The following is a 21,650-nucleotide window of genomic DNA, read 5'->3' as shown; positions in this document are numbered from 1 at the left end:
AGATACCAAGGTATGCTTCTCGCACCCCTGCAGATACCCGTGATTAAACCCGCATACGATTGATCGAACCCCTAGCCTCCCTAAACTCTCATCAGCATCAGCCGGAGCGATCGACCCAGCCTTTGTCCGGCCTTGCTGCCTAGCCTAGCCTCGCCAGCGATGGTGCAACGCTGGCTTCTTGGGGCCAATGCAACCGAACGTTCGAGCCGATGGGCAACTCGGCGACGTTGGGGGCAGTGGCGCTGGTCCGGAGGACATCGGAATATGCTAAGCGATTCAGGATATCGGTTCGGCGCATTTGAGCTATTCGTTCGCCGGCAGCTTCTAATGCACGCCGGCACTCCGGTCCGCGTGGGCAGCAGGGCGATTGCCATCCTGACTGCGCTTGTCGCAGCCGCAGGCGACATTGTTACCAAGCAAGAACTGATCGCCGCAGCTTGGCCGACTACCTTCGTCGACGACAGCAATCTGAAAGTCAATGTCGCCAGTCTTCGACGGGCCCTTGAGGTGATCGATCCGGGGCAGGATTACATCGCGACCGTACCAGGTCGCGGTTATCGCTTCATCGCTCCTGTCCGCCGTATTTCGACCGGGACTGTTGGGTTGCCGGCCAAGATCCGGCTCATAGGAAGGGTCGATGAATCGAGGGACGTTCAGGAAAGGCTGACCAGGAACTCCGTCGTTACGGTTTCCGGAACCGGTGGCATTGGAAAAACCGCACTTGCGACCAATGTGGCGCATGCGGTCGCAGCACAATTCCCCGACGGCGTGATGTTCGTCGACCTCGCCCAAATTTCCGATCCTCAGTTGATCCCGGCCGCGCTAGCGTTGGCACTGGGGCTAGCCGCGGGAGGCAGCGAGCCGCTCGCAGGGATAGTCCACGCCCTTGAGGGACAGCGCAGATTGTTGCTGATTGACAATTGCGAGCACCTTTTGCCCGCTGCTGCGAGCGTGATCGACCGGCTCTCGGCCAGCCTAGAATGCTTGCGGATCCTGGCGACGAGCCGGGAGCCGCTGCGGATCCGGGGTGAATGTGTATATCGTTTGGATCCGCTCAAGACCGATCCACGATCAAGCCCAACTCTATCCGAGGCTATGGCATATCCGGCGGTGGAGCTCTTCGCGACAAGGGTATGTGACCAAACAGGAAACGAGCTTCAGGATGCGGACGCCCCAAGCGTCGCGGAGATATGTCGGCGGCTCGACGGCATTCCGCTGGCGATCGAGCTCGCCGCAACACAGATTGGCGCCACGACTCCGGCGAGATTGCTGGAAATGCTACCAGGTCGCTTCGAGGTTCTCGCATACGGATGCCGTAAGACACCAGCGAGACAGCAGACGCTTCAAGCGACCCTCGATTGGGGCTACCGCTTGCTATCCGATGGGGAGGCTGTCTTTGTACGGGCGCTCTCCGTGTTCGCCGGCGCTTTTGATCTCGAGGGCGCAGTGGCGCTATCTCCAAGTGGCACGCTACCCAAAACAGCTGCGGACATTCTTTCATCGCTAGCCGCCAAGTCCTTCATCGAAACAGACTGGCAGGATTGCGGAGTGACTTACCGTCTCCTTGCAACGACACGTGCCTATCTTGCGGAACGGTTGCGGTTCAATGGCGAGGACAAGGAAGCCCGGCACAGTCATGCAGCATTCATGTGCGCATTTCTTGAGCGCGGAATTGATCCGTCAGCAGTCGTTGCAATTCAGGAGCGGCGCCGAAAATTTGAGCGCTGCCTGAACGACGTCCGCTCCGCCTTGGCATGGACGCTTGGTTCGGGTGAAGACGTGGCGCTAGGTGTTCGCCTGGCTTTCGCATCGCTACCCCTGTGGAGGGACTTGTCGCTGATGGACGAGTGTCGCGACATTTTGGGGCGTGCGCTGGCTCAGCTGGATGCGATGCCTCTACCAGATCAACGGTTGAGTGCTCGCCCTCAGCTCGGCCTGGCAATTGCCGGCGGTTGGGCCTCCGAAGATGATCGCTCACACCGCCGCGCTTTGGAAAGCGCTTTGCAGGCAGCGCAGAAAACCGACCCTGATCCTCTGTCGCAAGTGTTGAGCTGCGCGGCGTGAGCAGCCAGATGCTCGCCGGGCGACTGTCGCGCGACATGACCACACTGCCGGCAGAGGCGGAGGTGCGCCCACCATTCGTCGCCCGTCCGGTGCCATTTCGTGGCCAGCGGACGTAGCGCTCGTGTCGGACGCGCAGAGTGGAACCCGGAGCAAAGGAAGGGGCGCACGCCTCGCGCGCTCACAACTCACTGGACGGAATATCTCGCGAAGCCCGCTCAGCTGGGCGCACCGATGGTTCGGGATCTAACCGAGCAATAACAGCAGAAGCAACGCATCATCTTTCATTCAAAGGAGAAGACCGTGACTCACCATGTCCTGTTCATCGTCACCAACGCCGCCGTGCTCGGTCCGCACAACCGCAAGACAGGTTTCTTTTTCGCCGAGGTCGCTCATCCTTTCGGCGAGCTCGATAAAGCGGGAATCGCGGTTGAGTTCGCCTCGCCTGCTGGGGGATGGACACCCTACGACGCGTATGACGAGAAAGATCCCGCTCAGAAGGAGTTTTTCGAGAGCAAGGCATTTCGTCGATTGAATCATAGCCGCAGGTTGTCCGAAGTGGACGTCGCCGACTACGATGCGATCCTGGTCCCTGGGGGGCTCGGGCCGATGGTCGACATCCAGCGAAATGCGGACGTCCAGAGGGCCGTCGTGCGCGCCTGGACCACGGGCAAGCTCGTGGCTGCTGTTTGCCACGGTCCGTGCGCGCTGCTCGGGGTCGACGTTGGTGACGGCGCACCGTTCGTACGCGGTAAAAAGCTTACATCATTCTCAAAGAAGGAAGAGTACGACTACGCCCGCGAAGACGTCCCCTACGAACTCGAGGACGCTCTAAGGGCGGAGGGCGCCGAGTACTCGTCTGCATCCAACTGGGAACCTCATGTCATCGTTGATGGTCGGCTTATCACCGGTCAGAACCCCGCCTCGGCGGGGCCGCTTGGGAAAGAGTTGGTCGCCGCCCTCAAACGGGCTGGCGTTCCAGCGTGAATAGAACACAGCCTGAGACATCTATGCTGGCTTGCACGCTGTGATCTCACCTCCGTAGCCTCTAGCCCGCCCATTCCAAACGAGCGCAGGTGCGCATATCGTCGGGAGCCGTTCGCATGACTCAGTCACCAGCCAAGATCACTGCAATCCTAACCCCCCATCCCGGCAAGGCCGCTGACCTGGAGGCATTACTCGTTGCCATGGCACCGCATTGCAGAGCCGAACCGGGCAATCTGCGCTGGGATGTCTGGCGCAATCAGGCCAGCCCGGAATGCTATATTCTCGACGAGCTTTATCGCGACAGGGATGCGGTGGAGGCGCACCGGGGGACGCCGCACTACCAGGATTATCTGGCGCGTATTCCTTCGCTGGCAGACCGGTCAGCTTTCGTACTCGAGGCGGTGTCGGTGTCCTGAGGCCGTCGAGGCTGGCGAACATTCATGATAGAGGTCGTTCAAGCCCTTTGGAGACGGACTGGCGGGAGCCTCACGCGGTCGGCTGCACGGCCTAACGACCAGAGCTGGCACGCGCCGGCGTCACCGCCTCCTCGACACGGCCTTCAAACATAACGAGACATAGGTCCCGGTTGCGGTGTCGAGACAGCACCATCCATAGCCTTCCGGCGAATCGTAACCCTTGATGATCGGACGGCGGCTGCGCTGAGTGGCGAAGTGCGGCTACGGCTGCGTCCGCAACTGAAACGTCCTGCTCAATCGTCTCGGCGCTCGCCTCAATGGCGCCAACGATGTTGCCGCCAATGGTGACGGTATGCCAGCGTCGAAGATGACAACTTTGCCGGCATCGCTTTCCTGAATGCCGAACGACGGTTTGCCCGACTGGGCCTGGCTCGCCGGCCCGTCAAACATTCTCGCTGTCACTGCCTTGTTGATGGCGAGGTCGATACTGCCCATGAGGGCTCCATCCTGACGGATGAAAGCGATCAGGTGGCCAACGGCATCGACGACCGCAACGTCGAGCGTAAGGCTGTCGTATGATCGCGGCACACAAGCCTCAATGCCGATTGACTTACCTTACTTCCGCTTAGAGGCAACGGGGCACTTTGTTTGCCACGAGATTGCAGCGCGCCCCGGAAGGCCGTCAAATGATGACGGCTTCCGGTTCCTCACCAAACGCTTCGGCGTTATCGATCGTTATTTTCTCCCGCGACCGCGTCTGCGAGAGCCGAGCGTTCGGCAGGTTGCGTCGCAAAAGGCCGCTTTCGCGCGCCTCGGCGTGGCGTCGGCAATTTCGCTACTCTGCCGCCTTGATTATCAGATCAGCGACCTGCTTTGGATGGGACAGCATAGCGACGTGGCTAGCCGGCAGTTCGATCGCCTTGGCGTTGGCGGCCTTGACCTGATCCTTTTCCATCTGAGGCGGAATGATCGCATCGTTCGTCGCAACAACCATGAAGGTAGGCTTCTCGCGCCATGCGGCGTGGGTCACTGGTGCCGATAGTGTCCGGATATGGAATGGTCCCTGCGTCGCCGCCACGACGGCCTGTTCCGTAGGCGAAAGGTCGGCGGCGAAGTATTTCTTGATGCCCTCGTCACTGATGGTGAGGTAGCCATTCGGATCCTTGTTGAAGGCCTTCAGACTTTCCGGTGGCGGATATTTCGAAGTAGCGGTCTCCACCGATTGGCCTGTGTCCGGAGCATAAGCGGCAACATAGACGAGCGATTTGACCTTTTCGTCATTCCCCGCCTCCGTGATGACGGCGCCGCCCCAGGAATGGGCGACCAGGACGACCGGACCTTCCGCATTTTGAATGGCCCGTTTCGTGGCGGCGACGTCATTGTCCAGAGAGTCGAGCGGGTTCTGAACCGCAATGACCTTGAGACCAGCCTTTTCCAGATATGGAATGACTTTGGCCCAACTCGATCCGTCGGCAAACGCACCATGGACCAGGACCGCAGTTTTGGCTTTCAGCTCGGCGGCCGAAGCTGGCAGGCTTGCTGCTCCAGCAGCGCTCAGCAGGATGCTCAAGCCAATAATGCTTTCGTACATTTTCATCGCCAAATTCCTTTATTGATGGAGATCTTGATCGTTGACGCTCTCGCCAATCCGACCTTGCTTTGCATTGGCGAATCTATGCGCGACCGCCATTTTCCACCCGTAAAAAAAGGTTAAATGGCTGCCGTCGGTCGGGGCTGGGACCCAAGCTGGAACCAATCCCATTTCTTTCCACGGCGGCGTTCACAGAACGGATGGTCTAACACCTATGGATCGCCTTGCGGCGGTCGCGCCTTGCCTCAGACGGTCGATCGCTGCAGACCGTGCGGGATAGGTCCGCCCGGGGAACTCCCTACCTCCGCCGCGCGCGCCGCGATGGTTCGAATTCACCTCGTTTAACCACCGCTTCAAACGGCAACAGAATATGTTGTTCGGGAGCGCTTCCGGCGCCGGCCACAGCTTCTCCGGCAAACCGCAAACGCAATGCCGAAAATCCGAGGAAACAGCCCGAACGCGGACGAGTTCCCCCTGCAACACCAGGAGACTGTCTCATGGACGCTACTGATAATTCACCCGTAGCTTACGACCTGAAGACCCCGACCGGCTTGGGCGCAGACGCGGCAAGGGACATCGGCGCCGCCGCAAGAGTGCTGCTCGCCGACATCTTTGCACTCTATGTGAAGACCAAGAATTTCCATTGGCATATGTCGGGTCCCCATTTCCGCGACTACCACCTTCTGCTCGACGATCAGAGCGCCGAAATCTTGGCTATGACCGATCCGCTGGCGGCGCGGGGTCGCGCGCTCGGCGCCGGCACCATCAAGTCGGTCGGAGACATTTCTCGCAGGCAGCGGCTCCTGGACAACGACACGGATTTCATCCGCCCGCACGAGATGCTCGCCGAACTTCGCGAGGACAACCTGGCGCTCGTCGCGAGCATGCGCTCGACGCACGATGTTTGCGACGAATATGGCGACGTGGCCACAGCCAGCCTTCTGGAAAACTGGATCGACGAGACCGAGAAGCGCGTCTGGTTCCTTTTCGAAACACTGCGCGGCAGCTGAGCTGCTGGAACGGTCCCAACTGCGTTGCCTGGTTGGCAACCAGCTTTGCCCGTGAGGCCCATTCCTCCCGGTAAACTGCGCTCGTTCATAACAAAGGAGAAGTAAACATGGCAATCAAAACTATAGTGCTCGTCCATGGGGCGTTTGCAGACGGTTCCTGTTGGGCAAAAGTCATTCCTCTTCTGACGAAACGAGGTCTCAAAGCAGTAGCTGTTCAGAACCCACTGAGTTCGCTGGCCGACGACGTGACGGCGACGCATCGCGTCATCGGAATGCAGGAAGGGCCGGTCCTTTTGGTCGGTCATTCATGGGGCGGCGCGGTGATCACCGAGGCCGGCAACCATGCGCAGGTAAAGGCACTTGTATATATCGCAGCGGGTGCGCCGGACAGTGGCCAGTCATTCGGCGAGTGGTGGAAGGACTATCCGCCGGCCCCCGCTGCGGCCGAGATCAAACCCTATGGCGAGGGCTATGTGGCGCTGACGCCCGAAGGTGTCCGCAAGCATTTCGTCCAGGACCTCCCGGCGGAAGAGGCCGACATCGTCTACGCCACGCAGGGCCCGCTGGCCGCACGGTGCTTCAGCGACAAGGTGTCAGTAGCCGCATGGCGCTCCAAACGGTCCTGGTACATTGTCGCGGCACACGACGAAACCATTCCGCCGGCCGTCGAACGGGACTCCGCTGACCGCATGGGTGCCGAAACTATGGTCCTCCAGAGCAGCCATGTTCCGATGCTTTCGCAGCCGGAAACGGTGGCAGAATTCATCGCCAGCGCCGCGACGAAGGTTGCGGGTTAGACGTCGAGGCGCCGGGGGTTCGAGTCCACATTGTGAGCAACTCGAAAAAATATCAACAAATACTTAGATAGGCGTTCTGGTGGGCCCGGAGGGTCGTCGTTTTCTACCGGAAATCAATACGTTAGCGGATGGTTCGCCAACCCATTTCCTTCGTATTCTCTCGTATGGTCTGGCGAACCTAACGACGACGAACGAGATTAACAACTAGCTTCGGGATATCGACATTGTGGCCACGGTCGCCATGAACTTCTTCGTAGTGAATGACCGAAATGGGGCCGAAAGCGGAATGACGGCTTCCGCCTCCAGAACGAGGATATCAGACATTCAAACTGCCAGGTCGTGAGCCCAAACGGTCATTGTTTCCACCCGCGCCCAATGGCAATTGACCTGCTCCTGTGAGGGCTGCGTCGCAATGTCATTCTGCGCAAATAAGCAGCTATTCGTGGGTGGCGACCGATCTCTGGTGGGTTTGATCTGGAGCAAAGCGCTTCATACCGCGCGCGCTATCCTTTCGTCTGAGTTTGCCTCAGTGGAGGAGTCCAATCCGGACCGAGCCCGCCGTGAAGTCTCTGCGCGTCGTTGTTCGCCATCATGGCGGACCTGAAGTTCTGGAGATCGTGGAGGACGACGCGCCCCATCCGGCTTCAGGTGAGTTGCGGGTGCAAATAATCGCCGCCGGCGTCTCCTTCGCAGAGCTATTGATGCGAGAGGGGATCCATCCAGAAAAAACGACCCTGCCATTCACGCCAGGATGGGACATCGTGGGCATCGTAGACGAAGCCGGAGAGGGTGCGTCCCATGCAATGCTCGGTAAACTGGTTGCGGCATTGCCCATTCATGGTGGCTACGCCCAGTTCATCTGCCTCCCTGAAGATGAACTCACTTCAGTTCCGACTGGCGTTGATCCGATCGAGGCAGTTAGCCTCGTGCTGAACTACGTCACAGCCCATCAGATGATGCATCGCCTTGGGCATGCTTCACCGGGTCAACGGGTTCTCATTCATGGCGCGGCCGGTGGAGTCGGCACGGCTCTGCTGCAACTTGGCCGCCTGGCAGGTTTAGAGATGTATGGGACTGCGTCTCTTGCGGATCATCAGATCGTATCTGATCTCGGGGCCACGCCGATCGACTACGAACGGGCCGACTTCGTCAAAGAGGCCCATCGCCTGACAAACGGCGGCGTGGATGTCGTCTTCGACGGGGTCGGCAAAGCCAATGTCTGGCGGTCGTTTCGGGCTCTGAGGCCCGGTGGCCGCGTCATAGCGTATGGCTTCACTTCATTTCTGCAGAAGGGCCGATTGGCAGGAGGCTTACGCTATCGCCTACGCGGGATACTTCGACCTGTGTGGTACGCGGTCTGCGCTTTCGTCTCACCAGGCCGACGACGCATACTCCCCTACAGCATACAATATTTGAAACGGTGGAAGCCCGCCTGGTTCCGCGAAGATCTCAGCGCCCTGCTCAAGCTGCTTCGCGACGGCAAAATCAAGCCGATGGTGGCCATGCGGATGCCATTGACCGAGGCTCGTCGCGCCCAGGAACTGCTCGGTCAGGGAGGCGTCAAGGGCAAGCTCGTGCTGATCTGCAATTCGCTGGCATCCCGACAAGGTATTGCTGAGCAAGAGCAGAGCCTTTGAACCATGAAGAGCCGCCGCCAGCGTCGGCCTTGGCCCTTTCAACGACCGCTTCGAGGCGCAAAGCTGCCTTCGCTCGATTTCGATCACACTGGTTAGTCTGAAAAGGGGCCGAAACTTGCCCTTCCGGTTTTGGAACGAAGTTATCGACTAGCAGCCCTTCAGCCTTTGGCGGCGTTCATCGCTGTTGATGCTACCTGCTCTGTTTGACTGTCGGCAGAAATGCGCGAAGCTATTCCGTTGCTGGCACCACATTGCCGAGCTCATCGACCTGGCAACTGACCAATCATGTTGCAATCGACCGTGCGGCCGGAACGCTCCGTGTACGCGGCGTAGATCACCTGATCCACGTTCATGGAGATTTCACGAACCAGCTTTCGACGGACCGCTGTGGCGAACATCGCGGCGTCGGTGACGCCGATTGCAAATGCGTCCGGTCCGCCGATGACGCAGCGCTCGAAATAGGATTGCAGGCTGGAATGGTCGTACCGTGCAAACCCGTCGGACTCGCCATTGCGGGGTAGTGCGATAGGCAGCCCGTTGATCGCCACACCTTCCGCGAGAAGAAACTGCCGGATGGGGTCAACGGGTGCCCCGGCATTGTTGGGTCCGTCGCCGGATACGTCAATAACACGGCGCGGGCTGCGCAAGCCGCTCTTCGCAAACAGTCCATTCGCGGCCTGCAACGCGCCGGAAATCGACGTTCCGCGGCCTTCAGTCAACGACAGAGCCGCAAGCCTGTCCGCCAAAGTCAGAGCGTCCTCGCGGCTTTCAACAATTGTCCACGGCACGATGACGGTTTGCTGATTTGGTCCCGCCCACTCCAGATAGAGGACTGCGATTCTTCCCAGTTCTCCGGCCTTGATTGCCATGGCGATGTCCGCGTGGCGGAAAGCATCAACATAGCCGTCGCGCTGCACTTTTTGCTCAATTCTGCTCATCGACGGCGAGACGTCCACGGCAAGGATCAATTGCAAATCGACTTCGGCCAAGCCGCCAGCGGGACGGTCCGTCGAGTGAGCTTGTGGCGCTGTCGCGAAGAATAGGGCGAGCAGGAAGGCGCCCGTAAGCCGCAGCACTGTTCTTGCACCCATGCTTCCGGCAATCCGTACTAAGCAGTCCATAGCGAACCCCTCTCACCGACAATGGAATTGTGGAATTGTCGGTCCGGGGCATTTGCCAAGTCACGAACGGCTTACGATCATTCGCCGAAATCCGCGCTCCCAGGGCCTGGATGATGATCAGTCTTCGAAACACGAAACCGTGCTAGTATGGGGCTGCGGCTTCGTGCTTGAGGGGAACCGGCTTGAATAGCTCGCCGCCCACGACGTTCGTGCTCAACGGCGTGACCGCCGACGTGAGCAGCGAGACCTTGCGCGACCAGTTCAACAGGACAATCGCAGTTCGCCACCAGACCTTTGCGGTACTTCGCCACCTTCTGGAGAATGCTGATCGCGTGATCACCAAGGACGAGCTGATGAAGGCGGTCTGGAATGGGCTAGCCGTCACCGATGACAGCCTGGTCCAATGCATTCACGAGATCCGTGCGGCGCTTAACGACAGTCGCCAGGCCGTCGTGCAGACAGTGCCGAGGCGCGGTTACAGGTTGGTCCTTCCCTCAGATGCCGGACCAAGATTGGTTACAATTCTGGCGGCAGAATTGGCCGCCGAAGTCCGGCCGGCAGGCAAGGATGAGCGGAGCATTGCTGCACCTAAGCCGGCGTACAGGGAGGTCCTTGATCGGCTGCTGATAAAACATTCCGGCCGTGTCTTCGCGAGCGTCGGCGAGACAGTCCTTGCGGAGTTTGCTGGCCCTGTCGAGGCACTGCGGTGTGCGAACGAGATCCAGCATGAGGTCGATAGGCGGAACTGCGAGGTTCCCGAGACAAAGCAGAGGCGCTTCCGCATCGGCGTTGACCTCGGTTACGTCGTCGCCGAGGGTGACCACCTCAGGGGCGAGGCCATCGAGGTCGCAGCTCATCTTCAAACCTTGTCACGCCCCGGCGGGATTTGCATCACGGAAGCGGTCCGCGCCCAGGCTCAGGACCACCTCTCGCTGGAATTCATCGATCTCGGCGAGCACAAACTGAAGGATGTCGCCCGTGCCTTGCGCATCTACGGCGTATGTCTTGCGTCCGAGGAGCCGGTCAGGTCGCCATTTCGCGGTCTCGATGCCTTCGAATTCGAAGATGCCGATCTATTCTTCGGCCGAGCCCGGGCGATTGCCGCCTGCACGGCCAGACTGGAGCAGCAGGCAGCAAGCGGCACGGCATTCCTGCTCATCTACGGAATGAGCGGTTGTGGCAAGTCTTCCCTCCTGCGCGCCGGCCTGCTGCCATCATTGACGCGACCTGGAGCCGTGGCAGGCATATCCTTGTGGCGCCGCTGCCTGATCCGCCTCTCCGAGGGACCGGATGCATTCGCTGTATTGGCTGCGGCGCTGCTTCACGAAGCTGCTGTGCCGGAGCTGTCCTCGGAAGCAACCGCCGCGGAGTTTGCTCGCCTCTGCAGGAGCACACCGGATAGAGCCCTGGCGATGGTCCGACAGGCGCTTCGTAAGGCCGCCGGGCCGGCTCGCTCGCAGATCAGACTGCTTGTGGTCATCGATCAACTGGAGGAGCTGTTCACGACGGAGAGGCAGCCTGCGACGCGCGTGGCCCTTGTCCGGTTCATGGCGGTGCTGGCGGCGAGTGGACTGGTCTGGGTTATAGCGGCGATCCGTTCGGACTTCTTTCACCGATGCGGCGAGGTTCCGGGTTTCTCGGCGCTCAAGGACGGCCTCGCCAGCTACGAACTTCTGCCACCAACCGGCCCAGAGATCGCGCAGATGATCCGCGAACCTGCGGTCGTGGCTGGGCTCCGCTTCGAGGAGAGTGCCGAGTTGGGGCGGCTCGATGACGTGCTGCAGGCGGCAGCAACTGCCGATCCCGGATCATTGCCGCTTCTCGAGTTTGTCCTCGACGCGTTGTACCAAGCCAGTGGCGACCGACGCGTTCTCACCTTTGCGCATTATCGTGCGCTCGGCGGGCTCGAAGGCGCAATCGCGCGCCGCGCCGACGAAGTCGTGGACTCGCTGGAGCCCGGCATCCAGGAGGCCTTGCCCTCGGTGTTGCGCGCACTCACCACGGCGAGCCTGGGCGATGAAACAGTCACGGCACGTCCGGCCCAGTATACCGAAGTTGCGAGCACTCCCGCGCGATCAACCCTCGTCAGGGCCTTGATCGACGCACGGCTCCTCGTCAGCGACGAGGACGCCGCGGGGCGTGTTTTCGTTCGTCTAGCACATGAAGCACTCTTGAGCCGTTGGCCCCGCGCCAGTGACATTGTGAATGCAAACCGGAACTTTCTCGCGACGCGCGAACGCCTGAGGGCCGACACCCACCGATGGCACCTGGAAAGCAGGAATCGAGAGCTTCTCCTTCCCTCCGGCAAACGCCTGGCGGAGGGCGAAGAGTTGATGCTTTCAAGGCGGGAGGAGGTCGACGCTGCCGTCCTTGAATACATCGAGGAGTCCTTGCGTGCCCATCGGCAGAAGGAGGAGAAGGATCGTCAGGCAGAGCTAGCGCTGGTCGCGGCTGCCGAAGAGGCAAAACGCGAGCGCCTGGAGCGCGAGGCCGAACGCCGGAGCCTCGCGGCTGCCGCAGCAAACCGGCTTGCCCGGCGGACACGGTACGCCGCTGTCGTGGCAATAATGCTCGCTCTTATGGCGGGTGCAGGCGCACTGGTCGCCTTTAAAGCGCGGGAGGAAGCAAGAGGCCAACGCGATCAGGCGCTACGCAATCAGTTCCTTTCGCTCTCGTTCCTCTCGGAGCGATCCGCCGCGGCAGGCAACACAGAGGCTGCGATCCGGTTGGCGCTTGAGGCCCTACCCTCGAAAGAGCAACCCGAGCGGCCATATCTCTTTGAAGCGGAGGCAGCTCTCTACAAGGCTCTGCTGGCGCACCGGCAGATCGAAATTCTCCGCCCTGGCGGCGGTGTGGCGCATGCGGCATTCAATCCTACAGGCGATCGCGTCGTCACCGCATCCTACGACAAAACTGCAGCCGTCTGGGACGTCTCCAGCGGTGCCGAAACTGCAATTCTAAAGGGTCATGATGGGGCCGTGGAGAGGGCCGAATTCAGCCCCGACGGAAGCCGTATCCTGACGGCCGCGAGGGACGGCACCGCACGTCTCTGGGACGCCGTCTCGGGAGAGCAGCTCTCCATCCTGCGGCCGGTAGGCAATTACCCGACGGCAATCTTCAGCCCGGATGGCACCCGGGTGCTGACGGCGGGGGAGAACAGCAATGCGACGCTCTGGGATGCTGAGACCGGAAAGAAAGTCCTAGGTGTAAGCAGCGACGCATATACGCGTGCTGCTTTCAGTTCAGACGGCCGCAGCTTCGCGACGGCAGGCAAGCATTCTGTGTCTATCTGGAATACCGCGGACGGCGCACTGACGCAGTCGATCCGAGTGACCTCCTGGCCATACACCCTGGCGTTCAGCCCGGACGGAAGCCGGATGGTGGCCGGCCCGTGGGGCTGGCATTCACATCGCGACACTTCCAGCCTTTTCGATGTGTCGAAAGGAACGGAGATCGCAAAGTTGGCCGGCAGCAAGAGCGACACGCAATTGAACGGCGTGATTTTCAGCCACGGGGGTCAACGGATCGCCACGGTATCCCTCGACGGCACTGCCCGGATTTGGGATGGAACGTTGGGAACGCTGGATGAGGTGCTCGGCCAAGAGGTTTCGGGGTTGAAGCCTGACATCGACACAGATGAACGCGATGTGGAGATGAACGGTGCCTTCTCCCATGACGACCGCTTCCTTGCGACGACCTCGATCAATGGGCCGATCCGCATCTGGGACGCTGAACGGGCCTCGTTGGTGACGACGATCGCCGGTCATGAAGCCTTGGTCGAGCATTTGGAATTCAGCCCGGTCGACAGCAACATTCTACTGACTGCTTCACACGATGGCACCGCTCGGCTTTGGGATGTCGACGGCGCCCTGACGACGGCGCTCTCACATGAATATCGGCCGACTTTCGCGGTCTTCAGCCCCGACAGCGTCCACCTGCTTACCGGCGGCGGCGACAGCGCGGCGCACCTGTGGGATGTCGTGAGCGGGCGCGAGATAATCCGCCTCGACACGCATGAGATCATTCAAAGCGCCTCGTTCAGCCCAGATGGGAAGCGCGTCGCCACAGCATCTCTTGAGGGCGTGGTCCGAATTTTTGATGTGGCCACGGGACACGAGACCGCCCAGTTCCGATCAGATGCCGGACTGATCAAGATCCAGTTTGGTCGCGATGGCAAATCGCTTGTTTGCGCATGGATCAACGGCACCGCCCAACTGCGGGACGCGACGGCCGGCACGGAGCTGGCCGTCATCGCGACAAGCAGCAATCTGCCCCAAGCCGTTCTTAGCCCTGACGGACGTCTGATCCTCTCGGCCAGGGAAGACAATGTGGGACGCCTCTTGACGACGAGCGCAGCCGAACTCAGGGCTCTGGTTGGGCATCGGGATCGCATCACGGCAGCGGCCTTCAACCCGAACAGTCAACTGGTCGCAACGGGCTCACTCGACCACACGGCCCGAATTTGGTCGACCACGGAGGGAATAAGCGTCAGAACGCTGGAGGGACATACCGGCGCGGTCACGGCGGTCGCCTTCAGTCCCGATAGTCAGTCGTTGCTAACCGCTTCGCGCGATGGAACCGCCCGGATATGGAGCGTCTCAGGCGATCTGGAAAAGGTTCTTAGGGGCCACAGCGGCGCGCTGGATAGCGCCGAGTTCAGCCCCAATGGCTTGTATGTCGTGACCGCGTCGACCGAAGATCGAACGGTGCGGCTATGGGCGGCGCAATCGGGGCGCCAGCTTGCCGTCCTTGGCAGCCAGGACGAAGCAACCTTTCGACCGGGCTTTACACGTGCAGCTCTCAGCGCCGACGGCAACCACGTCGCGATTATTTCCGGCGAACAAAGAGTGAGCATCGTTCGCCTCTTCCAGACACCCAAGGAGCTTATTGACTTCGCCCTCCATACCGTCCCTCGCGAACTAACGCCTTGCGAGCGGCGAAGCTTCTTCCTTCCTGAAGACCCTGCAAAGGGCACCTGTCCGGGCTAACGTCGACAACGGTCAGACTTCGCCCCTTGGGCCGGCTGCTCGAAACTCCAACCGTCTTACCTAAGTGATGACCGGGCGGATCGGCCCCGCCTCCGGACGGCGTGGCGCTTAACAGTCACTGTTTCGCTTGCCCGTCGGATTAGCGGTCGGGCCCGACCACGATCACCAAAGCGTTCATTTTTGACGTCTGCTTTTGGAAAGCGGCGGTTGGCGACCTCAACGACCGAAATGAGGTGCGAAGCTGCCATTCGTTCGATGTCGATCAGACTAGTAGTCTGGAATGGGCCGGACGCTGGCGGTCGGCTTTCGTCGCCGAGAGAGCAAGCGTCTTTTGTGACGACCAGCATAGCCTGCCCAACATCACCCAGTGAGGTTAGCGGTGCGCTGTGACGGCGACGCATCCTGACATGTTTGCGCAAACCTTCATGGTACTGTGCGCTGGTTTTTGCGACACCCGGTCATGCCTGCCACAATTCAAGAGGAGAGTTCATACGTCCAGGATCAATCGCCGTGCCCTGCTCTTTCACTCCAGCAGCGCTGTTGTCGCGTCGACGGTTACGGCAGCGGCTCTCGCCGCAGAGCTGCCAAGCCGAGACCAAGAGCCATCCATCGAACTGCGTGCATTGATTGAGGCGCACAAGACAGCATATGCGGAGTTTATTAAGGCCGTCCACGACATGGGCGGAAGCAGCCGCGACCACGACAGAGCTAGCCAAGCAGAGGAAAAGGCGTTGCTGGCCATCTGCGCGTACCCTGCGATCACGGAGGGCAGTCGCTGGGGCAAGGCTCGATATCTATTGGAGATCGAGGCGCGCGGCGAACTCGACCTGCCAGACCATCTGCAGGCTCTTCTTCGCTCAACAATGTGGAAGGGATGAGACTGACCTTGGTGCCGCCGGTCAGTCTCCATCAGATTACCCCAAGGCCGCCGGCTGACGTCTTTCCGGGAACGAGGCGCAAAGCCTCCATTCCGTAACAGAGAAAGGCGGTCGGCGAGTGCGTGGCCGAGCTTCTTGAATCGACTTCGCCGAACTGCTTTGCAGGCTATTGACAGACAACAGTTATGTTGTGGTCGCCGAGAGAATTTGTGGGCTGAGATGAGGTTCGATCGTTCGACCCGGCCCTTGCTCACAAGCCTGTGGAAAGTAACCGCTTGTTCACCATAAATGGGCAACCTGATTGAAGGCGATCCAATCACGCCTGAATCTGAGTATGCGCCTCTAGTGGCGCGCCCCGCCCAAGTGCCGGCGGCCGACGTTTTCAAATACCCATTCCCCAACAGTATACGTCGGCCGCCAGTTCGATGGCCAGTGTCATTGCGCTTGGCCGCGATCATCGTTCGCCATGCGAGGGAACAGTTTCCCGCCTCGCGGGTTTCTAGGCGTCCCGTTGCTTATTTGAGGCGGCATCGTCGTGCGACAGATCAGCCACTCCGAAAAGCTCGTTAAGTACCTCGATGAGAGGGAGCGGCAAACCTCAGCCGCATTAAGGAAACTCAGGAGCTCATCGAGCAGAACCGCCGGCTCATAGAGCGGTCCCGTGAAATGCTTGCGAGCGCGCCCGAGCTGACTGCTGCGCCTGGCGAGGACCTCGTCGATAATACCTCCTGCCGCTACTGACGGTTGCCGAGAAGCAGGAAGCTCGGGAGCTCAAGCGTAGCCAGCATGCTCCGCGGCGCACCGGCCAGAAACACCATATGTTCGGAACGCCGCGGTAGCGTGGGCAATGGCTTTGTGAAGCGCGACCGCAAGCCTGGGCGTCGTGGAGCGGGCCGGCCGCCCACACGATGGGGCTCCGGCCTGTAGCTGGGGCAAGCCACTCCTGAGGTGCTATGAGGCGAGCCATGGTTCAGTCCACGGCTCGCCAATGAATCAAACTTGCAGCGCAAGAATGCCCATCTCCGCGGGCTCCATGGCGGAATCGGCCTGATGCGGTTCACTGATCCGGAACCATGCGACATAGAGCGCCGGCAGGAAGATCAGGGTAAGAACCGTCGCGACGGCGAGTCCACCGATGATGGCGAAGGCCATTGGCCCCCAGAAGACGGTCGGCGCGATTGGCACCATGCCAAGTGTCGCGGCGGCTGCCGTGAGCAGGATCGGACGTGTCCGGTGGATCGCGGCTGTGACGACTGCGTCCCATGGGTGTGCGCCCGTCTTCCTTTCGGTCTCGATCTGATCGATCAGGATGACCGAATTGCGCGCGATCATGCCAGTCAGCGCCAGCACGCCTAAGATCGCGACGAAGCCCAGCGGAGCTTGTGCAAGGAGCAGGGCCGCCACAACGCCGATAATGCCGAGCGGAGCGACACTCAAGACCAGGAACATACGCTGGAAGCTCTGCAGTTGGAACATCAGGATCGTCAGCACAAGAAGGCCCATCGCCGGCAGCACAGCCATAACCGAAGCTTGGGCTTTGCCACTCTCCTCCACCGAGCCGCCAGTCGCGATGTGATAGCCGCTCGGCAGTGCCGCCACGAGATTGGCGAGTTGCGGCTCAAAGGCCTTGACGGCCGTTGCCGGCAGCACACCCGGCACCACGTCGGCCTGCACGGTCAGGGTCGGAACGCGATCGCGCCGCCAGACGATTGGGTATTCCTGGGAATAGTCGAAGGTGGCGATCTGCCTCAGCGGAACCACCCGCCCGCCCGGGAGCGGGATCTGCAACGAGCGAAGCGATTCAAGAGAGGTCCGCTCTGTCTGCTCTGATCGCGCGACCACGTCGACCAGGTAAATATCGTCGCGAACCTGCGTCATCGTCGTGCCGGAGACAATGGCATTGAGCGCGGTCGCCACCACGGCGGAGCTAAGGCCGAGCTGTCTCGCCTGGTCCTGGTCGACCTTGACACGCATAACCCGTGATGGCTCGACCCAGTCAAAGTTGACGTTGCGCACGCCCGCCGTCTTGCCCACGGCATCGGCAACCTGCAGGGCAATCGAGCGAACCTTTGCGGGATCCGGTCCGTCCACTCGGTATTTCACCGGCCAGCCAACGGGGGGGCCAAGCTCCAGCGGATTTACCCGCGCGACGACCTGCGGGAACCGCGTCGCCAAAGCCTTCTCCAGACGCGCGCGAACCTGCTCGCGTTCCTTGAGCCCTTTGGTGACTATGACCGACTGGGCGAAGAAGGGATTCGGCAGGGCTACATCGAGCGGCAGATAAAAGCGTATGGCACCCTGCCCTACGTAGGTCGAGAAATGCTCGACGTCAGGATCGGCGGCCACGATCTCGTCGAACTGTTGCACGACCTCGTTGGTCGCAAGGATCGAGGCATTATCCTGCAGCTTCAGATCCACCAACAACTCAGGCCGATCGGAGGAGGGAAAGAACTGCTCCGGGATAAGACGGGTCCCGGCCAGGGCTGCAGCGAAGAGAACCGCCGTAACAAGGATGGTGATCCATTTGGCTCGCATTGCAGCCAGCAGAGCACGCTTGAACAGGCGCATCGGGGCGCTTAGCGTTTCACTATGCGCATGTTTGGGCTTTCCAAGGAGCGCAACGCCCACCACCGGAGCAAAGAGACCCGACACCACCCAGGAAGCGATTAGAGACAGCGCCACCACGGCAAAGAGCGAGAACGTGTATTCACCTGCGTCGCTGCGCGCAAAACCAACTGGCACAAAGCCGGCGACCGTGACCAGCGTCCCGGCAAGCCGCGGCATGGCAGTCGAAGCGTAGGCGAAGACGGCCGCGGTCGGCTTGTCGTCGCCACGTTCGAGACGGCTCACCATGGTCTCGATGGTGATCATGGCATCGTCCACCAACAGCCCGAGAGCGATGATGAGGGCGCCAAGCGAGATACGCTGAAGGTCGATGCCCAAGGCCAGCATTGCCGCGAACACGATCGCAAGAACCAGCGGAATTGAGATCGCGACAACGGACCCGGCGCGGAAGCCGAGGCTCAAAATACTCACGACAAGGACGATGGCGATCGCTTCCCACAGCGCTTCCATGAAGTCGCCGATTGCATGACTGACCGTCTCCGGCTGGTTGGCGATCATTGTGGGCTCGATGCCGACCGGCAAGTCCTTCCTGAGTTCCTTTATCGTTTCTTCGACGTTGCGACCGAGCGCCAGGACGTCGCCGCCGTCGCGCATGGAGATCCCAAGGCCGAGGCCCGGCTTGCCGTTGATGCGAAAGATTGGATCTGGCGGGTTGGCATCCTCGCGGCGCACTTGAGCGATGTCGGCAAGGCGAATGATGCGATCGCCCACTGCAAAGTTGACGGCGAGGATATCCTTCTCGGATTTCAGCGCGCCGCTTACCTGCAGTTTGATGCCTTCCTGATCGGTGACGATCTCACCCGAGGGAACCACGACGTTTTGGGCCTGCAGCGCTGTTGTCAGAGCTTCCGCGGTAAGGCCGTATCCCGCGAGCTTTTGAGGTGAGAACTCGATGTAGATGCGCTCAGGCTGGGCTCCGATCAAATTCACCTTGGCGACGTCGGGCACCTGCAAGAGCCGAGAACGAATGCTTTCCACGTAATCTCGTAGCTCGCGGTTGGTGTACCCATCGGCGGTAAAGCCATAGATGATGCCGTAGGTGTCGCCGAACTCATCATCGGCAACCGGGCCGATCACGCCCAGCGGCAAGGTCAGCCTGATGTCTTCGATTTTCTTGCGCACCTGATACCAGGTATCCGCCACCGTCTTCGGTGCCGTCGATCCCTTCAGATATACGAAGACGGTGGACTCGCCGGCCTTGGTGTAGCTCTTCAGGTAGTCCAGATGAGGTGTTTCCTGAAGTTTGCGCTCCAGGCGCTCGGTTACCTGGTGCAGCGTGTCGTCGAGCGTGGCGCCAGGCCATCTCGCCTGCACCACCATGGTCTTGATGGTGAAGGTAGGATCCTCGTTGCGACCGAGCTGCAGGTAGGCTCCAATGCCAAGGACCAGGACAGCGAGCATTAGATAGTAGACGACCGAGCGATGCGCGAGCGCCCAAGCGGAGAGATTGAAGCGGCTCATTGGGAAGCTCCCAGCAGCCGGACGTTCTGGCCGGGGCGCAGCGCATGCACGCCGGCCGTCACCACGATTTCGCCGCTCTCGACGCCTCGCGAAACCACAATATGGGAAGAATCCTGTCGAAGCAGATCGACGGTTCGAAGCGAGACTTGCTGCGTTTTGCCGTCGACGATCCAGACCGCCGGCCGGTCCTCTGCCGTCGTTAAGGCGGTTGCTGGCAGCTCTATGCCGCTCGCTACCTGCATATGCGTCTGACCGGTTACTGTTGCGCCAAGGCGCATCGCCTTCGGCCAGGCGCTGAGCCCAACTTTAACCCGATAGCTGCGGGTGACGGGATCGGCCTGTGGCGCCACCTCCCGGACCTGGCCAACGGCGCGCACCGACGGATCATCCGTCAGCGCGACGTCGATCGGCGCGTCAGGGGCCACCTGGCGCATGAGGCTCGCCGGCACGTCGAAGACGGCGTCGGCACCGTCACCGTGCGCGACAGTGACAATCGTCTGGCCAGCTTTGACAACCTCCCCGGCCTCAGCGCCGGTGCCGATCACGGCGCCGGACGAGTCGGCGACCAGCTTGGTGTAGCTGAACTGGTCCTGAGCCGTGTGCAATACGGCCGCCGTGGAATCCACCTCGGCTTTCGCGCTCAGATATGCCCTTTCGGCGGCATCGAACTGGGCCCGGGTGGTCCAACCCTGCCCGAGCAGAGCCTTCTGACGCTGCAGGGTGTTTGAGGCTTCGTGGACGGCCGCTTGCGCTGCTTCGTTCTGCGCCTGCGCGGCATGCAGGCCATCCTGCTGGGGCTGCGGATCGATTTCCGCGACGACGTCGCCCAGCTGGACCACCTGCCCCACACTGGCCTTGCGGCTAATCATCCGGCCGTCAATGCGGAAGGCAAGGTTCTCCTCGGTGCGTGCGCGGACGTGGCCCGTTAGCGACACGGGCTCCCCTTCCGTGCTGGCCGAGGCGACCACGGTCCGCACAGGGCGGACCTCCGGTGGTGGGGGTGGCGCGGACGCACCAACGCACGCAAAGACGGCTAATCCCAGGCAGGCAATCGTGGATGCGGACTTCATTGACAGACCCTCTGTTGTGGCCAGTGCGATGAAATTCGTCGCCGGCCTCGGCAATTTCGGGCTTGCTTATATACATTCTTGCATGTATGTAAATAGGGAAAGTCGTGGATGTATGTAAAAATTGACGCAGAGGAAGGACTTCACATGAGACGCACCAAGGCCGAGGCCGAACAGACACGCGAGGCCGTCTTGGCCGCGGCCATCGACGTCTTCCTCGCGCGCGGTGTGTCCCGTGCTACCCTGGAACAGATCGCAAATGCCGCAGGCGTAACGCGCGGGGCCGTCTACTGGCATTTCCGGGACAAGCAGGAGATATTCGCTGCGCTGGAGCGCCGGGCCAATATGCCGAATGAGGCGTTTGGCGACCGGCTTACGGCTCGCCTCGCCGCTCAGCCTGACCTTGATCCACTGCGCGAGTTGGCGGACGCAATCCGGGAGGGACTGCAGGCGTTCGAAACCCATCCGGAACGTTCGCGCATCCTTTCAATACTCTGGCTGCGTTGCGAATATTCCGAGGACATGCTGCCGGTGGTTACGCGTCAGCGCGAAGCGGACTTGGCGCTCCAGAAATTGTTCGAGTCCGTTATCGGACTGGCCGCCGCGCGCGGCCGACTCGCGCCTGCCCTCTCACCAGAATTGGCCGGGCGAGCACTCCTGCTTTTGGTCAATGGATCGGTTCTCGATTGGCTCCGCGCTCCCGGACAGTCTGGGCTGACTGAAAATACAACGCCGATGGTGGCTGGGTTTCTCGAGGCAATCCGCGGGCCAAAACGCACATAACGGTAGATCAAAAGCACGCCACCTCGGAGCAGAGCTATGACAAGTAAAGCAGTGGCCCGAGCCGAGCCGGAGCGACGCCGACCAATACCTTCTGGCCGCCAGCTAGCTGTGGAGCCTCAACAGGTTGTCCTCGGTTAGAGCGAGGCGACTGATAGGTGTTTTGGACTTTAGGCTCCCGTGGGGACGGTGCCAATTGTATCTGTGCAGCCAGACCGGCAACTCTGCGGC

General features: G+C 60.8%; 14 protein-coding genes and 1 pseudogene. 9 read left to right on the top strand and 6 right to left on the bottom strand.

Annotated elements, in window-relative coordinates:
- Positions 1–264 precede the first annotated feature (264 nt).
- From EN862_RS28695 to EN862_RS28685, 3 genes are all read left to right on the top strand, one after another.
- Positions 265–2,064, top strand: a complete 1,800-nt coding sequence (locus tag EN862_RS28695; protein WP_193771599.1) for a winged helix-turn-helix domain-containing protein — start codon at positions 265–267, stop codon at positions 2,062–2,064.
- 300 nt (positions 2,065–2,364) lie between these two features.
- Complete coding sequence (locus tag EN862_RS28690; protein ID WP_127867613.1) at positions 2,365–3,048, top strand: type 1 glutamine amidotransferase domain-containing protein; 684 nt, start codon at positions 2,365–2,367, stop codon at positions 3,046–3,048.
- A 116-nt stretch (positions 3,049–3,164) separates the two neighbouring features.
- A complete protein-coding gene (locus EN862_RS28685; protein ID WP_127867614.1) occupies positions 3,165–3,464 on the top strand; it encodes a putative quinol monooxygenase in 300 nt (99 codons plus the stop codon).
- Positions 3,465–3,725: 261 nt separating this feature from the next.
- Here the strand turns inward: EN862_RS28685 and EN862_RS37000 are convergent, their stop codons facing one another.
- Together EN862_RS37000 and EN862_RS28675 are read right to left on the bottom strand one after the other, a co-directional pair.
- Positions 3,726–4,052 (bottom strand): heme-binding protein, encoded by a 327-nt coding sequence (locus EN862_RS37000; protein WP_245519722.1) that lies wholly within the window; start codon positions 4,050–4,052, stop codon positions 3,726–3,728.
- A gap of 247 nt (positions 4,053–4,299) precedes the next feature.
- Positions 4,300–5,061 (bottom strand): alpha/beta hydrolase, encoded by a 762-nt coding sequence (locus EN862_RS28675; RefSeq protein WP_245519721.1) that lies wholly within the window; start codon positions 5,059–5,061, stop codon positions 4,300–4,302.
- Positions 5,062–5,552: 491 nt separating this feature from the next.
- Between EN862_RS28675 and EN862_RS28670 the strand changes: the two genes are divergently transcribed.
- The 3 genes from EN862_RS28670 (at position 5,553) to EN862_RS28660 (ending at position 8,499) form a co-directional block, all read left to right on the top strand.
- Complete coding sequence (locus EN862_RS28670) at positions 5,553–6,065, top strand: DNA starvation/stationary phase protection protein (protein WP_127867615.1); 513 nt, start codon at positions 5,553–5,555, stop codon at positions 6,063–6,065.
- A gap of 107 nt (positions 6,066–6,172) precedes the next feature.
- Positions 6,173–6,862: an alpha/beta hydrolase gene (locus tag EN862_RS28665; protein ID WP_127867616.1), complete on the top strand. Its 690-nt coding sequence runs from the start codon at positions 6,173–6,175 to the stop codon at positions 6,860–6,862.
- Positions 6,863–7,422: 560 nt separating this feature from the next.
- Positions 7,423–8,499: a medium chain dehydrogenase/reductase family protein gene (locus EN862_RS28660; RefSeq protein ID WP_127867617.1), complete on the top strand. Its 1,077-nt coding sequence runs from the start codon at positions 7,423–7,425 to the stop codon at positions 8,497–8,499.
- A 260-nt stretch (positions 8,500–8,759) separates the two neighbouring features.
- Here the strand turns inward: EN862_RS28660 and EN862_RS28655 are convergent, their stop codons facing one another.
- Complete coding sequence (locus EN862_RS28655) at positions 8,760–9,590, bottom strand: DUF1194 domain-containing protein (RefSeq protein ID WP_193771598.1); 831 nt, start codon at positions 9,588–9,590, stop codon at positions 8,760–8,762.
- A 212-nt stretch (positions 9,591–9,802) separates the two neighbouring features.
- Between EN862_RS28655 and EN862_RS28650 the strand changes: the two genes are divergently transcribed.
- Both EN862_RS28650 and EN862_RS28645 read left to right on the top strand, forming a co-directional pair.
- A complete protein-coding gene (locus tag EN862_RS28650; RefSeq protein ID WP_193771597.1) occupies positions 9,803–14,608 on the top strand; it encodes a winged helix-turn-helix domain-containing protein in 4,806 nt (1,601 codons plus the stop codon).
- 407 nt (positions 14,609–15,015) lie between these two features.
- On the top strand, positions 15,016–15,486 hold the full coding sequence (locus tag EN862_RS28645) for a hypothetical protein (protein ID WP_245519720.1): 471 nt from the start codon (positions 15,016–15,018) through the stop codon (positions 15,484–15,486).
- A gap of 993 nt (positions 15,487–16,479) precedes the next feature.
- Here the strand turns inward: EN862_RS28645 and EN862_RS28635 are convergent.
- Both EN862_RS28635 and EN862_RS28630 read right to left on the bottom strand, forming a co-directional pair.
- Positions 16,480–19,572 carry an efflux RND transporter permease subunit gene (locus EN862_RS28635; protein ID WP_127867620.1) on the bottom strand — a complete coding sequence of 1,031 codons (3,093 nt, stop codon included), beginning with the start codon at positions 19,570–19,572 and terminating at the stop codon, positions 16,480–16,482.
- Positions 19,569–20,549, bottom strand: a complete 981-nt coding sequence (locus EN862_RS28630; protein WP_210235684.1) for an efflux RND transporter periplasmic adaptor subunit — start codon at positions 20,547–20,549, stop codon at positions 19,569–19,571. Before EN862_RS28630 ends, EN862_RS28635 begins: the two co-directional genes overlap by 4 nt.
- A gap of 237 nt (positions 20,550–20,786) precedes the next feature.
- On the opposite strand from EN862_RS28630, the gene EN862_RS28625 reads away from it, so the two are divergent.
- Entirely contained in the window at positions 20,787–21,422 is a 636-nt protein-coding gene (locus tag EN862_RS28625; RefSeq protein WP_127867622.1) for a TetR family transcriptional regulator, read from the top strand.
- A gap of 102 nt (positions 21,423–21,524) precedes the next feature.
- On the opposite strand, the pseudogene EN862_RS28620 reads toward EN862_RS28625, so the two are convergent.
- Positions 21,525–21,650 (bottom strand): annotated as a pseudogene (locus EN862_RS28620) (IS481 family transposase); the annotation flags it as partial.

The organism is Mesorhizobium sp. M2E.F.Ca.ET.219.01.1.1, assembly GCF_004016445.2.
Lineage (GTDB): Bacteria > Pseudomonadota > Alphaproteobacteria > Rhizobiales > Rhizobiaceae > Mesorhizobium.
The sequence above is the reverse complement of the archived record's forward strand: the minus strand, read 5'-3'. Positions and strand labels throughout refer to the sequence as shown.